General features: G+C 69.0%; 12 protein-coding genes and 1 pseudogene. 5 read left to right on the forward strand and 8 right to left on the reverse strand.

The genetic code is table 11. The annotated features are described in order from the left end of the window. Positions 1-6: 6 nt before the first annotated feature. Positions 7-396, forward strand: a complete 390-nt coding sequence (locus CHB84_RS04465; protein ID WP_425432273.1) for a cytidine deaminase — start codon at positions 7-9, stop codon at positions 394-396. A 12-nt stretch (positions 397-408) separates the two neighbouring features. Continuing rightward, entirely contained in the window at positions 409-1,713 is a 1,305-nt protein-coding gene (locus tag CHB84_RS04470) for a thymidine phosphorylase (RefSeq protein WP_089300203.1), read from the forward strand. A gap of 21 nt (positions 1,714-1,734) precedes the next feature. Here CHB84_RS04470 and CHB84_RS04475 read toward each other — a convergent pair whose 3' ends face one another. The 3 genes from CHB84_RS04475 to CHB84_RS04485 form a co-directional block, all read right to left on the reverse strand. After that, the gene (locus tag CHB84_RS04475; protein ID WP_089300204.1) at positions 1,735-2,061 is read right to left on the reverse strand and encodes a hypothetical protein; all 327 of its coding nucleotides are present in this window, start codon (positions 2,059-2,061) and stop codon (positions 1,735-1,737) included. Between the two features lie 238 nt (positions 2,062-2,299). Further along, entirely contained in the window at positions 2,300-3,424 is a 1,125-nt protein-coding gene (locus tag CHB84_RS04480; RefSeq protein ID WP_245818553.1) for a PA containing protein, read from the reverse strand. A 337-nt stretch (positions 3,425-3,761) separates the two neighbouring features. After that, positions 3,762-4,991, reverse strand: a complete 1,230-nt coding sequence (locus CHB84_RS04485; RefSeq protein ID WP_089300205.1) for a primosomal protein — start codon at positions 4,989-4,991, stop codon at positions 3,762-3,764. A 112-nt stretch (positions 4,992-5,103) separates the two neighbouring features. On the opposite strand from CHB84_RS04485, the gene CHB84_RS04490 reads away from it, so the two are divergent. After that, positions 5,104-7,635 carry a DEAD/DEAH box helicase gene (locus CHB84_RS04490; RefSeq protein ID WP_089300206.1) on the forward strand — a complete coding sequence of 844 codons (2,532 nt, stop codon included), beginning with the start codon at positions 5,104-5,106 and terminating at the stop codon, positions 7,633-7,635. A 66-nt stretch (positions 7,636-7,701) separates the two neighbouring features. On the opposite strand, the pseudogene CHB84_RS04495 reads toward CHB84_RS04490, so the two are convergent. Together CHB84_RS04495 and CHB84_RS04500 are read right to left on the reverse strand one after the other, a co-directional pair. Further along, a pseudogene (locus CHB84_RS04495) lies at positions 7,702-9,067 on the reverse strand (GntP family permease). A 33-nt stretch (positions 9,068-9,100) separates the two neighbouring features. Further along, complete coding sequence (locus tag CHB84_RS04500; RefSeq protein WP_245818567.1) at positions 9,101-9,592, reverse strand: gluconokinase; 492 nt, start codon at positions 9,590-9,592, stop codon at positions 9,101-9,103. Positions 9,593-9,771: 179 nt separating this feature from the next. On the opposite strand from CHB84_RS04500, the gene CHB84_RS04505 reads away from it, so the two are divergent. Next, complete coding sequence (locus CHB84_RS04505; RefSeq protein ID WP_089300208.1) at positions 9,772-10,494, forward strand: FadR/GntR family transcriptional regulator; 723 nt, start codon at positions 9,772-9,774, stop codon at positions 10,492-10,494. An 87-nt stretch (positions 10,495-10,581) separates the two neighbouring features. Here the strand turns inward: CHB84_RS04505 and deoC are convergent, their stop codons facing one another. Both deoC and CHB84_RS04515 read right to left on the reverse strand, forming a co-directional pair. Beyond that, the gene (deoC, locus tag CHB84_RS04510) at positions 10,582-11,499 is read right to left on the reverse strand and encodes a deoxyribose-phosphate aldolase (protein WP_089300209.1); all 918 of its coding nucleotides are present in this window, start codon (positions 11,497-11,499) and stop codon (positions 10,582-10,584) included. Positions 11,500-11,536: 37 nt separating this feature from the next. After that, on the reverse strand, positions 11,537-12,217 hold the full coding sequence (locus tag CHB84_RS04515) for a DUF1707 SHOCT-like domain-containing protein (RefSeq protein WP_089300329.1): 681 nt from the start codon (positions 12,215-12,217) through the stop codon (positions 11,537-11,539). Between the two features lie 72 nt (positions 12,218-12,289). On the opposite strand from CHB84_RS04515, the gene upp reads away from it, so the two are divergent. Then, positions 12,290-12,913: a uracil phosphoribosyltransferase gene (upp, locus tag CHB84_RS04520; RefSeq protein WP_089300210.1), complete on the forward strand. Its 624-nt coding sequence runs from the start codon at positions 12,290-12,292 to the stop codon at positions 12,911-12,913. 54 nt (positions 12,914-12,967) lie between these two features. On the opposite strand, the gene hisS is transcribed toward upp, so the two are convergent. Next, positions 12,968-14,266, reverse strand: a complete 1,299-nt coding sequence (gene hisS / locus CHB84_RS04525) for a histidine--tRNA ligase (protein WP_089300211.1) — start codon at positions 14,264-14,266, stop codon at positions 12,968-12,970. Positions 14,267-14,277 lie beyond the last annotated feature (11 nt).

Here is a 14,277-nt window from a genome sequence, read left to right on the forward strand (position 1 = left end):
TGTAACGTGTCGGCGGTGGACCCGGTCACGATCGACTGGACGCAGCTGCGTGCCGAGGCGACGGCGGCTGCGCAGAGCGCGTACTGCCCGTACTCGGGCCTACGGGTCGGTGCGGCCGGTCTGGCCGAGGACGGCCGGTTGGTGCGCGGGTGCAATGTGGAGAACGCGTCCTACGGCCTGACGTTGTGTGCCGAGTGCGTGCTCGCGGGGCAGCTCCACCTCTCCGGCGGTGGCAGCCTTGTCGCGGTGGCCTGTCGCAGCGGTGCTGGGGAGCTGTTGCTGCCGTGCGGGCGATGCCGGCAGGTACTTCTCGAGTTCGGCGGGGACGGGTGTCTCGTCGACGCCGGGGAAGGACCGACGCCGCTGTCCGCTCTCCTGCCCGAAGCGTTTCGTTGACGAGGTGTGCACATGGGACACGAACCGTTCGCCGCGGTCGACGTCATCCGCACCAAGCGGGATGCCGAGCCGCTCAGCGATGCCCAGATCGACTGGGTCGTCGACGCGTACACCCGCGGGGTGGTCGCAGAGGAGCAGATGGCCGCGCTCGCGATGGCGGTGTGCCTGCGCGGGATGGACGAGCGGGAGACGGCGCGGCTGACCGCGGCGATGATCTCCTCAGGTGAGCGGCTCGAGCTGCGCTCGGAGAGGCCCACTGTGGACAAACACTCCACGGGCGGGGTGGGCGACAAGATCACGCTGGTGCTCGCGCCGCTGGTTGCCGCATGCGGGGCGGCCGTGCCCCAGCTCTCCGGCCGCGGTCTCGGCCACACCGGAGGTACGCTCGACAAGCTGGAGTCGATCCCCGGCTGGCAAGCCGAGATGTCGGCGTCGCGACTCGTCGGCCAGCTGGCCGAGGTCGGTGCCGTGGTCGCGGCCGCGACCGAGGGCATCGCCCCTGCCGACCGCAAGCTGTACGCGTTGCGGGACGTGACGGGCACGGTGGAGTCCGTGCCGCTCATCGCGAGCTCGATCATGAGTAAGAAGATCGCCGAAGGCGCGGCGGGCTTGCTGCTCGACGTCAAGGTCGGGTCGGGTGCGTTCATGAAGACGCGGTCCCAGGCGGCCGAGCTGGCCGAGGCGCTTGTGCGGATCGGGCGCGCACACGGCGTGCGCACCACAGCCGTGCTGTCCGACATGTCGACCCCGCTGGGGCGCGCGGTCGGCAACGCCGTCGAGGTCGCCGAAGCCGTGGACGTGCTGCGCGGCGGCGGGCCGCCGGACGTGGTCGAGCTGACCGTCGTACTGGCCAGGGAGATGCTGTCACTGGCCGGTATCGACGGTCCGGACGCACCCGACCCTGCCGCCGTGCTGTCCTCCGGTGCGGCCTACGCGGTCTGGCGGGACATGATCCGTGCGCAGGGCGGTGACCCGGACGCCGAGCTGCCGCATGCGCGGGAGGTGCACCTGGTGGAAGCCGAACGCAGCGGGGTCGTCACGGACCTGGACGCGTTCGCGGTGGGGGTGGCCGCCTGGCGGCTCGGTGCCGGGCGCGCCAGGCGCGGGGATCCCGTCGCGCACGCCGCGGGCGTTCGCTGCCTCGCGCGGCGCGGGGAGCGTGTGCAGCGAGGCCAGCCGATACTGGAGCTGCACACCGACAGCCCGGAGTCGGTACCGTCCGCGCTGGACGCGCTGGCAGGAGCCGTCACGGTCGGTGCTGCCGAAGCCGCCGAAGCCGACCGTCAGCCGCTCGTGCTGGACATACGCCGCGGCTGACCGTGCGCTGCTCGCCGGGCGCTACTCGCTCTTGCCCCGGACGGTCCGCAGCTCGGGCCGCTCGCACGGGCACCGGTCCTCGGGAATGGGTACGGCGATGATGGTCGGCCCGCCCCGCAACCCCGTCGAGATCTGCTCCTTCGACCCGACGAGCTGCTTCCACAGCTCCGACTCGTCGGACAGCTCCATGTCCGGGTTACCGGCCGCCTCGCGTAGCTGGGTGGCCAGCCAGTTGATGACCTCCGCACTGCCGTCCAGGGCGCTGTGGAAGTTGGCGCGCTGCGGTTCGGCCTGCGACATCCGGGCGTCGTCGATATGGGCGTGGTAGTGGGTCTGCTTCCTCGCCATCGTCCGTCCCTCGTGCTGGTTCGCCGCCGTGGCGGTGCGGTAGGTCCGTGTACCCGCGTTACCGGGCCGGGTTGTCCGGTCACGCGCGGTGCTCCCCGAAACACGGTACTACCTCGGTACGGTCCCGTATACGCGTGCGGACTTCCTGCGCCCCGGTTCCCTACGCACGAGAGCCCCGCACCGCGGGGCTCTCGCTGATGGTGTCTTCGCGCCGCAGTGCGGCCGCGCGGCGGCTCTCTCAGCCCTCGCCGGAGGACTCGGCCGCCGGGGTCTCTTCCTTCTTCGTGCCGTTTCGCGCGCGGTTGGAGCCGCCGTTACGGGACCGCCGCGTCTGCCGCGGCGCAGGTGGTGGTTGCACGCTCTGCTGCGCGGGCTGCCCACCGCCGAGCATCAGCTCGGCGAAGGTGGCCATCGCCTCGTCGAGCTGCCCGCCGATCCGCCGCTCGGACTCCTCGTTGCTCTTGCGCACCAGCGAGCCGAGCGAGTCGGAGTCGGGCCGCTCGGAGATCGCGCCTTCCACGGTCGCGAGCCTGGCCTTCAAGGTGCCATCCAAGTCCCCGACACGGGTGGCGAGGTCGTCCTCGACCTTGCTGATCCGGTTGGTCACCTCGTCGATCCTGCCGGAGACCTCGTTGAGCTTCTCGGCGATGGCGTCGATGCGCTCGCCCGCGTCGATCGCGCTCGTCGCTTCGAGGATGTCGGAATTGATCGATTTGGCTGTGGAGCTCAGCTGCTCCTTCGTCGAGGTGTCGATCTCGTCGATGCGCTGCCTGAACTCGGTGTCGGTTGTATCCATACGCTCCCGGAGCGCGGACTCGGCGGCCTCGATGCGCTCGCGCACCGGGCCGTGTACCGCGTTGGGTACCGACTCCAGCTTGCTGTCCTGCTTGTCCAGGTGGACGTCCAGCTCATCGAGCCTGCGGTGGATGTTCTGCAGCTTGTCCTCGAGGCCGTCCATGCGCCCGGCGACACCCTCGAACTTGCCCGCGACGCCATCCAGGCGGCCGTCGAGCTGCGCGAAGGGCTTGGCCAGCTTGTCGACGATACCCTCGACGGCCCTGCTGACCGAGGCGATGGCCTTGTCCTGGGCCTCGAGGCGGGACATGGTCTCGTCGAGCCGCTCGGCAAGCACACTGACCTCGGTGCGATCCGGCAACTCGGACAGTCGCTTACGAATGGCACCGATCGACTCGACCGGGGCGATCCTGGCATAGATGTCGTCAAGGGCGTCAAAGATCTGTTGTTGCTCGCTCTCCCGCACCTCCGCGGCGCGCACGAGCATGTTGCGCATCCTGTCGAAGGAGGGGGCGAAGTTCGATTCCTGCGTCACGGCTTTGACCTTCGTCGGCACGGGCAGTGTCATGTTCCTGCGTAGGGCTTATGCACGAGGACTGCGGACAGTCTCGCGGTCTCGTTCCTCGCCCCAGCGAGCAGTACCGCTCATTCCAGACGCTGAAGCGGCCCCGCCAGCTGGAAGCGAACAACCCTCGGGGGATGGGTGTGAGCTTATCCATACGACAGGCGCGTCGTGTAACGCCCCCGCGGATTTCCCGTTACCCCAGGTCAGCCGGACGGCGCAACGTGGATTCTCGTCAGTAACCATATGGTGTGAACCTGGAGTAGACGGTGAGGGTTGTACGTCCGTTTCACTACGCCGTCGTTGGCCCGGCGGCGCTGACGGCGAGTGTAGTCCTTCGCGATCAGTGCGGGCTCAAACGGTCTTCAAAGGAGTTGACCAGCTTGCGCCATTCGGCGACCTCCTCGTCGAACGGCGGGCTCGGCTTCAACCGGGTCGGGTCCGGGTTGACGATGAACGACACCAGCCACCCGAGACGCTGGGTCGCGGCCAGCGCATCGCTCGCGCTGTCGTCGCCTGCCCAGTCCGCCACATCGGTGAGCAGTTCCACAGCGAGGTCGAGCTGGACCGGGTCCACGTACTCGATCCCGTCGGCGATGTCGGCGTCCAGACCGGCAAGCACGTAGGTGTTCTCCTCGGTGGCCTCGACGTCGAGATCACCCGTTGTGGCTTTGGTGACGACCTGGTTCCAGGTCGCGACGTCGGCGAGGTCGTTGCTGCCGAGCTCGTTCGGGTTGGCGAGCTGGCGCGCCAGCATGCGTTCCGAGCGGAACACCTGGATCTCCCCGTCCGAGCCGAGGAAGATCGGTTCGTCGTCCAGGTAACAGCGCAGCGTGAAGTACTCGTCGGTGCCGGTGACGATCTTGATCGGGTCGATTCCGACCTGGGTCCAGAAGTCGGAGCCTTCCTCTCCCGACTCGCCGGAGTACGTGCCGTCGGCGCTGACGCCCGCGCCCGCCTCGGCCGACTCCTCGTGGAAGGCGGCGAGTTCCTCGGCGGTCTCGTCCAGGGTGGCCTCGTCCACGGTCGGCACGGTCACCAGCTGGTCGATGGCGTCGAGCACGGTGTCCCACTTCTCGGAGACGGCCCCGACCAGGTCGTTCCACAGGCGGGTGCCCTCCCGTCCTCCCGCGGGGAACTTGCCTTGCTCGAGCAGGCCGAATCCCTCGTGGGCGTCGAGGACGTCGTGCACGTCGTCCAGCTCGCAGACATCGGCGATGGAGCGCACCATGCTGACCACCTCGGCGAGCTCGCCGAGCGTCCAGGAGTCGGGCTCCTCGGCCACCAGCTCGGGGACCCCGACGAGGTCGTAGGAGTGCTCGTCATCCGGGATCAGCTCGGGGACGTGCAACTGTGGCACCGAATGCCAGGCCGGGTGGTCGACAAGGTCGTGCTGCTCGGCCGTGCGGATGAACGCGGCGAGGTGCGCGGAATCGGGGAAGCCGTACAGGTCGTCCTCGTCGCCGAGGAACGCCTCCCATTCCTCACCGTCCTCGCGCCAGCGAGGAGCCCACAAGGTAACGAGATCACCCTGGGGGAGCCCAAGCTCGATCGGGACGATGTCGGTTGCCATTACATCCTCCGATGCTGGTTACGCGCTCTGGCGTGGATGTGCTCCGCGTGCGCAGCCTACGGGGTTCGGCTCGGCGACGCGATCGACCCTACCTGGGTAGGCTCGACGGGACATGACTGCAACCAGCACCTCCCTGCGCGAGAAGATCCCGTCCGACCCTGACCCGGATGCCCTGTACGAGGCGTTTTCCACCTGGGCATTCGAGCAGGGGTACACGCTCTATCCTGCGCAGGAGGAGGCGCTGATCGAGATCGTGTCCGGGGCCAACGTGATCCTGTCCACGCCGACGGGCTCGGGCAAGAGCCTGGTGGCCACGGCCGCGCACTTCGTCGCGCTGGCGCACGGGCGACGCACGTACTACACGGCGCCGATCAAGGCGCTGGTCTCCGAGAAGTTCTTCGCCCTCGTCGAGGTGTTCGGTCCCGACGCTGTCGGCATGATGACCGGGGACTCCGCGGTCAACCCCGGCGCGCCGATCGTCTGCTGCACCTCCGAGATCCTCGCCAACATCGCGTTACGCGAGGGTGACCGGGCCGACATCGGCCAGGTGGTGGCCGACGAGTTCCACTTCTACTCCGAACCGGACAGGGGGTGGGCGTGGCAGGTACCGCTGCTCGAGCTGACCGGAGCGCAGTTCCTGCTGATGTCGGCCACACTCGGCGATGTCTCGTTCTTCTGTGCCGACCTCACCCACCGGACCGGTAGGACCACCACACCGGTGACCTCGGCACAGCGCCCGGTTCCGCTGACCTACCGGTACGCGATGACTCCCCTGCACGAGACCGTCGACGAGCTGCTGCACGGTGGGCAGGCCCCGGTCTACGTGGTGCACTTCTCCCAGGCCGCAGCCGCCGAACGCGCGCAGTCGCTGACGAGTATCAACGTATGCACCAAGGCGGAGAAAGCGGCGATCGCGGAGCACATCGGGGGTTTCCGGTTCACGGCCGGTTTCGGCAAGACGCTGTCGCGGCTCGTGCGGCACGGTATCGGCGTGCACCACGCGGGGATGCTGCCGCGCTATCGGAGGCTGGTCGAGCAGCTCGCGCAGGCCGGCCTGCTGAAGGTGATCTGCGGCACCGACACCCTGGGCGTGGGGATCAACGTGCCGATCAGGACGGTGGTGTTCACCGCACTGACCAAGTTCGACGGCGTGCGGCAGCGGCACCTGAAGGCGCGGGAGTTCCACCAGATCGCAGGCCGGGCCGGTCGGGCTGGCTTCGACACCGACGGTTACGTCGTGGTGCAGGCGCCCGAGCACGTCATCGAGAACGCCAAGGCGCTGGCCAAGGCAGGCGATGACACGAAGAAGAGGCGCAAGGTGGTGCGCAAGAAGGCGCCGGAAGGGTTCGTCAACTGGACGGAGTCCACGTTCGAGCGGCTCACCCAGTCCGAGCCCGAGCCGCTGGTGTCGAGCTTCGCGGTGAGTCACGCGATGCTGCTCAACGTCATCGCGCGGCCGGGCACCGCGTTCACGGCGATGCGTCGCCTGCTCGAGGACAACCACGAGCCGCGGCACATGCAGCGCAAGCACATCCTGCGCGCGATCGCGATCTACCGCGCGCTGCGGGCCGCCGGGGTGGTCGAGGAGCTCGACGAGCCCGACGAGTACGGGCGGAGCGTGCGCCTGACCGTGGACCTGCAGTTCGACTTCGCGCTCAACCAGCCGTTGTCCCCGTTCGCGCTGGCCGCGATCGAGCTGCTCGACCGCGAGTCGCCGAGCTACCCGCTCGACGTCGTCTCCCTCGTGGAGTCCACCGTTGAGGACCCGCGCCCGGTGCTGTCCCAGCAACGGTTCCTGGCGCGTAACGAGGCGATCGCCGAGATGAAGGCGGAGGGTATCGAGTACAACGAGCGTATGGAGTTGCTCGAGGACATCGATCACCCGAAGCCGCTCGAGGAGCTGATCGAGGCGGCCTTCGAGACCTACCGGCGCGGCCACCCGTGGGTCGCGGACAACGAGCCGTCGCCGAAGTCGGTGGTCCGTGACATGTACGAGCGGGCGATGAACTTCACCGAGTACGTGCGTTTCTACGGGATCGCGCGCTCGGAAGGGCTGTTGCTGCGATACCTGTCCGATGTGTATGACGCGCTGCGGCACACGGTGCCGGACGAGGCCAAGACCGAGGAGCTCGGCGACCTGATCGAATGGCTCGGCGAGCTGGTGCGACAGGTCGACTCCAGCTTGCTCGACGAGTGGGAGCAGATCCGCGACCCGGATCCGGCCGCACGAGGGGCCTCCGGTGATCAGGTGCGTCCGCCGAGCACCCCGAGCGCGGTCACCGCAAACGAGCGGGCGTTCCGGGTCCTGGTGCGAAACGAGCTGTTCCGGCGCGTGGAGCTGGCAGCACGCCGCAACTACGACGCGCTCGGCGAGCTCGACGGCGAGTCCGGATGGGACTCGCAGGCATGGGAGCATGCGCTCGAGGAGTACTTCGCGGAGTACGACACGATCGGCACGGGTCCCGACTCACGCGGGCCTGCCTTCTTCCATGTCGAGACAGGACCCGGCCGGTGGCATGTCCGGCAGACGTTCGACGACCCCGACGGTAACCGCGACTGGGCGATTACCGCCGAGGTCGATCTCGCCGCATCGGACGAGGTCGGGCACGCGGTGGTCCGTGTTCTCGACGTGGGTGAGCTCTAGGATGTCGCCGGCCCCGCGTACCCGGCGCGCGGGGCCGGCATGTCACCGCACGGCCGTCGCGTCACACTAGGCCAGCGCGTAGATCCCGGACGCGATCGCGAAGCCCATCAGCCCGATCGTGGTCTGCATGACCGTCCACGTCTTGAGGGTGGTCTTGACGTCCATCTCCATGAACCGGCCGACGAGCCAGAACCCCGAGTCGTTCACGTGGCTCGCGGTGACCGACCCGGCTGCGAGGGCGAGCACGATCGCGGCGAGCTCGACACCGTTGAACGCGCCGGACTGCACCACGGGCTGCACAAGCCCCGCTGCGGTGATCAGCGCGACGGTCGCCGACCCCTGCGCGATGCGCAGCGCGGTGGCGATGACGTAGGCGGCGACGATCACGGGCAGGCCGATACCGTCCAGTGCGTCGGAGAGGGCATCGCCGATCCCGCTCGCCCTGAGCACCGCGCCGAACATCCCGCCTGCGCCCGTGATGAGGATGATCGCGCATACCGGACCGAGCGCCGAGTCGAGCAGCCGCTCGACGAGGTCCTTACCGCGGCCGCGGCGGGTGCCGAGCACGTACGAGGCGACGAAGACGGTGATCAGCAGGGCGACCGGTGTCGCGCCGAGCGCGCGCCACGTCGTATCCGGCTGCCTGCTCGTCCAGCCACCCGGCGGCGCGAGCCGTGTCGAGTCCGGTGTTGGCGAAGATCAGGACAAGGGGCAGCAGCAGGATGCTCACGACCGTGGCCGGGCGGGGCGGGTTCGGATCGTGCTCGGCCTGCGGGCCACCGAGGATCTCCGGCACGGGCAGGACGATGCGCTTGCCCACCCAGAGGCCGTAGAGGTAGCTGGTGACCAGCCAGGTGGGGATCGCGACGACCAGTGCCAGCACGAGCACGAGCCCGACATCCGCGCCGAGCAGCTCGGTTGAGGCGACCGGGCCGGGGTGCGGCGGGGCGAAGATGTGCATCACCGAGAACGCGCCTGCCACCGGAAGGCCGTAGCGGAGGACACCACCGCCGACGCGCCGCGCGACGGTGAACACGATCGGCAGCATCACCACGAGTCCGGCGTCGAAGAAGATGGGAAACCCGAACAGCAGCGAGGCCGTCCCCAGTGCCAGTGGTGCGCGATGCTCGCCGAACCGGGACACCAGGGCATCGGCCAGTGCCTGTGCGCCGCCGCTGACCTCGACGAGCCTGCCGAGCATGGCGCCGAGCCCCACGAGAAGGGCCACGGCCCCGAGCGTCTCGCCGAACCCGCCCGTGACGGTGTCGATGACCTCGCCTGCCGGGATCCGCGCGGCGAAGGCTGTTGCGATGCTCACCGCGATCAAGGCGAGGAACGCGTGCACACGTAGCTTGATGATCAGGAAGAGGAGCACGGCGATGGCTCCCGCCGCGATACCGAGCAGGGGGCCCGTTCCGAGGGTCTGGGTCATGAGAAGCTCCGTTGCTTGTCGTTGACGCGCGGGTCAGGCTTGCGGTCCGATAGCGAGCGTGGCCAGGGTCGTGCGGACGATCCGCTCGGGTGTCGCGGTCGAGTCGACCGTGGTCCCGTCCTCGTCGGGTCCCAGCGGTTCCAGGTCCGCCAGCTGGGACCGCAACAGCTCCGGGGGCATGAAGTGGCCGGTGCGGTGCAGCAGCCGCTCGGAGACCGTCTCCGTATCCCCGGTGAGGTGGACGAAGCGCACCCTCGCCCGCGCCCGCCGGAGGAGGTCGCGGTACGAGCGTTTGAGAGCCGAGCAGGTCAGGACCAGGTCCTGTCCGGTACCGGCGTGCTCGTCGATCCGGTCGCGGATGGCATTGAGCCAGGGAAGGCGGTCCGCGTCGGTCAGCGGAGTGCCCGCGGTCATCTTGCGGATGTTGCTCTCGGGGTGGAACTGGTCGGCCTCGGCCATCGTCCAGCCGAGCTCCTCGGCGAGCAGGGCGGCGACGGTGCTCTTGCCGACCCCGGAGACACCCATCACCACGATGGCCGTACGGGCGCTCGATCCGGCGTGTGACACGGTGCCTTCCCTCACGTGATGCGTGCGTGTGCGCTCGTCCGTAGCCACGTACGGATCAATTCGTAGTATCATTGGCGATAAAACATAGCACCATTACGCCACCCGGGGAAGACCGCGAAGCGAGATATCCTCGGTGGGTGAGCTCAGGCAGCCCGAAGGACGAGGTCAGCAGCGGCGCGCTGCACAGCACCGTGCTGGATGCGATCGGCAGGCAGATCGTCTCCGGAGAGCTCGCCGAGGGGCACGTGCTGCGTCTGGATCAACTGCAGCAGCAGGCAGGCGTATCCCGCACGGTGGCCCGCGAGACGGTACGTGTGCTGGAGTCGATGGGGCTGGTGCGCTCGCGCCGCAGGGTGGGCATCATCGTGCAGCCACGCTCGGCGTGGAACGTCTTCGACCCGTGGGTGATCTGGTGGCGGCTGGCCGGGCCCGGCAGGGACATCCAGCTGCGCTCGCTGACGGAGCTGCGCATCGCCGTCGAGCCGCTGGCCGCTGCCGCGGCGGCCAACAGCGCGACGGCACAGGACCGCGAGAGGCTGGTCGATCTCTCAGGCGCGATGCGCACCCGAGGCGAGGCGGGTGAGCTCGACGAGTTTCTGGAACTCGACATCGCTTACCACACACTCGTGCTGACATCCAGCGGAAACGAGATGTTCGCGGCGCTCACCGATGTGATCGCCGTTGTCCTGCGCGGCAGGATCAGTTTGGGGCTCATGCCGCGACACCCGGTGGCCGAAGCCCTCGACCTGCACGAAGCGGTGGCTCGCGCGATCGCGGCGCGACGGCCTGCCGACGCGGAGGACGCGATGCGGGAGCTGCTCCGTGAGGTCCGCGACGCGGTGGTACCGCAAGGCGCCTGAGTCGGGGAGCCGGCGCGACAGCACCGGTTCGCGAAGGCAGTGCGGTTCCGCGCCTACCCGTTCGGGCACGCGCGGAACCGGGCAGGGCTAAGAGTTCTGCTCCCGCCTCCGTGCCAGCAGGTCGTCAAGCAGCCCTGACGCGCCGATGCGGAACAACGTCGGGGTCGACCATCGCGGCCCGGCTGTCCCACGGACCAGCGTGAGGTACCGCAGGGCGTCGTCGGTGGTGCGGATACCTCCCGCGGGTTTGAGACCGCGGCGCTCACCGGTCGATTCGTGCCAGCCGCGGACGGCGTCGGCAAGCAGGTACATCGCGGGCAGGCTCGCGGCAGGTGAGATCTTGCCGGTCGAGGTCTTCAGTATGTCCGCACCGGCGAGCAGTGCGAGCCAGCTCGCCCTGCGTACCTGCTCGGCGGTTACCAGCTCGCCGGTCTCCAGGATCACCTTCAGCGTCGCATGCCCGCACGCCCGCTTCACCTCCGCGACCCCGTCGAAAACGGTTCCGTACCGCTCCTCGAGGAAGGCGCCCCGATCGAGCACCGCGTCGATCTCGGTCGCTCCGGCCGACACGGCGTGCTCGACCTCGGCGAGCTTGACCGGCAGCGGTGTTCTGCCCGAGGGAAAGCCACCGGCGACGCTCGCCACGCCGATACCGCTGCCTGCCAGCGACGTGGCTGCCGCCGCAACCAGATCGGGATACACGCAGACGGCAGCTACCGGGGGGACACCGTGCGCCCGCGGGTCGGGCTGGCGCGCTCGGCCGCACAGATCGCGAACGGAGCTCTCGGTGTCGGTGGCTGCGAGCGAGGTGAGGTCGAGCATTCCGATCACCGTGTCGATCAGCTCGCCGTCCGGGACGGGCACCTCGCTCGTCAACGCTGCGACCTCGGCCTGCATGTCGCCGTCGTCGATCGGCGGCATTCCGTGCAGGAAGCGGCGCAACTGCGCCTCGTCTCGGGCGGCATCCCCCGGCGCGAAGGGTAGGTCCTCTGCGGCATGCGGCATGCCCCGAGTCTAGGGCGTGGCCGGGGTGAGCCGCCCGTTAGTCGCCCTCGCCCGGCGGCAACGTGCCTCGCTTCCTCCTCGGACGCCGCTTGATCTCGACACCGCCCCAGAAGGCCAGTCCGTTGACATTCAGCACGGGACCGTCGGCGAGGGGTTCCTCTGCCTCGTTCCCGCTGCTCTCGAACGCTCCCATCAGGCCGATACCGTTGACCTCGACGTGGATGTCGTCCGGCACGATGATATCGATGCCTGCCATGATGGCCACCGCCGTGATCGTGGTGTGCCGTTCGGCGAACCGCGCCTGTCGCAGGTCGATGACCACCCCACCCCAGAAGGCGCAACTTGTGTGCTGGGGCGGTATCACCCAGCGGCCCTTGCGCTCGGTACCGGTCATGACGGCGATCGAGGTCGTCGATCCAGGGGTACCGCCGATCAGATCACCCGGCGCTCCGCCGGTGCGGGACGCCTGCTTGCCAGGCGTTGTAGCGAGGTCGGTTCCCGGTGCTTCGCCCGGCCGACCGCCCGGAAGGTCCACCGCGAGCGGTTCGAGGTCGGCGAAGGTCCTGGCGGCGTACGCCGATTCCACCCGCGTCTCGAACTCGACCATCGTCAGCCTGCCCTCGCTGAAGGCGGTTTGCAGGTGCCGGACCACCCGCTCCCGGTCCGCGTCGGAGGCACGCAGATATCCTCGGTCCGCGCCACCGTCCTGATCGTCCACGATGTGTGAGTCTAACGGCACGCAGGCGCCGGTGTGTGCCGGAACCACGAACACAGCTACCGTCTGGGAATCATGGACCTCACAGTCATCGATCACCCGCTGGCCAAGGTGCGCCTGTCCGTCATGCGTGAAGCCGGTACCGGCAACGCGGCGTTTCGTGCCGCGCTGGACGACCTCACCATGATGCTGGTGTACGAGGCGGTGCGCGGTACGCCGCTACGCACCGAGCGCATCCGGACCCCGCTCGTCGAGACGGACGGCTACCGCCTCGCGCAGCCCCCGCTGCTGGTGCCGGTGCTGCGCGCAGGGCTGGGTATGGCCGATCGCGCGCATCAGCTCATCCCGGAGGCGCAGATGGGCTTCGTCGGGCTCGCGCGGGACGAGGAGACCCTGCGGCCCGAGCCCTACATGGAATCGCTTCCCGGGGACCTGTCCGGGCAGCCCGTGTTCGTGCTGGATCCGATGCTGGCCACGGGCGGGTCGATGGAGTACACGGTGGGGCTGCTGGCCGCACGCGGCGCGGAGGAGATCACCGTGGTGTGCGCGCTGGCCGCGCCGGAGGGGGTGGAGCGGCTACGCGCGTCCGACCTGCCGGCCCGGGTGGTCACCGCCAGCGTCGACGAGCGGCTGGACGACGCCGGGTTCATCGTTCCCGGCCTCGGGGACGCCGGCGACCGGCAGTACGGACCCCGGTAGCGCCCGGACGAGATCGAGCCGAAGGGGTCCTTCGGCTCGCCACCACGCCGGGTATCAGCGGTCGGCGCCGAGCAGCGTGCTGATCGCCTCGGCCGCTTCCTCGTGCGGTACCTGTCGCTGGTCACCCGAGCCGAGGTCGCGCACGGTCACGGTGCCGTCCTGCCACTCCTCGGCGCCGACGATGACGACTGCGCGCGCGCCGGCCCGGTCCGCGCGGGTGATTTCCTTACCGAGCTTGCGCGGCTCCAGCGGGACCGAGGTGCGCAGCCCGGCCCTGCGCAGGGTGCGCGCGACCGTCCGCGCCGCGTCGTCCTGCTCGGCTGTCACCGGGATGACCACGACGTCGACCTCGCCGCGGGGAGCGGGGGAGAGGCCGTGGGTGTCGAGGAAGTCGAAGAGCGTGACATCTCCCATGCCGAACCCGATGCCCGGGATCTGCTTCGGGGTGAACAGGCCCGCCAGGTCCGCGTAGCGCCCGCCGCCGAACAGGGCGCGGTTGTTCTTGCCCGAGGTGTCGAAGACCTCGAACACGGTAGAGGTGTAGTAGGCGAGACCCCGCACGATGTGCGGATCGAAGCGGATGAGGTCGGCGGAGCTGCTACGCAGGGCGCGCACCACGTTGGAGTTGCCGGTGACCTCGTCCGGTAGCTCGTCGAGCAGGGACGTTCCGGCCCCGAGGACATCGGTGAGCCCGGCGAACTGCTTGTCGTCCAGCCCGATCTCCGCGGCGTCGGCGGCCAGGCGCTCGCTGTCGTACTTCTCCCAGCGGTCCACCAGGGCGAAGACCTCGCCGAGCTGGTCGGTCCGTACCCCGACGAGCTCGGTCAGGGCCGCGGACAGCAACTGGCGGTCGTTGACGCGGATGACGAACGTGTCCTCGTCGGCGCCGAGCGAGCGCATCATGCTGTCGATGAGCTCGAACATCTCGATCTCGCAGGCGGCGGCCTCGGAACCGAAGATGTCCACGTTGATCTGCCAGTGCTCCCGCACCCTGCCACGCTGCGGGCGCTCGTAGCGGTGGCAGTTCGGGTGGCTGTACCAGCGCACGGGGAACTGCAGCGAGCCGGCGTTACCGGCGACCATGCGCGCGGCGGACGGGGTCATCTCCGGGCGCAGCGCGAGCCTGCGCCCACCCTGGTCGGTCAGCGTGTACAGCTGCTGGTTGGCGATCTCCTCGCCGGACTTGGCCTCGTAGATCTCCGCGGGCTCCAGCTGGGGCCCGTCGTAGCGCCGGAAACCGAAGCGCTCGATGACGTCGTAGAGCCGGTGGAATACCTGGGTTCGCACGGACATCTCGTCGGGCAGGAAATCGCGCGTCCCCCGGTAGGGTGCGGTCGGCTGGTACTCGGTCACCGGGTATTCCT

It is taken from the genome of Haloechinothrix alba (assembly GCF_900188115.1).
GTDB classification, from domain to species: Bacteria; Actinomycetota; Actinomycetes; order Mycobacteriales; family Pseudonocardiaceae; genus Haloechinothrix; species Haloechinothrix alba.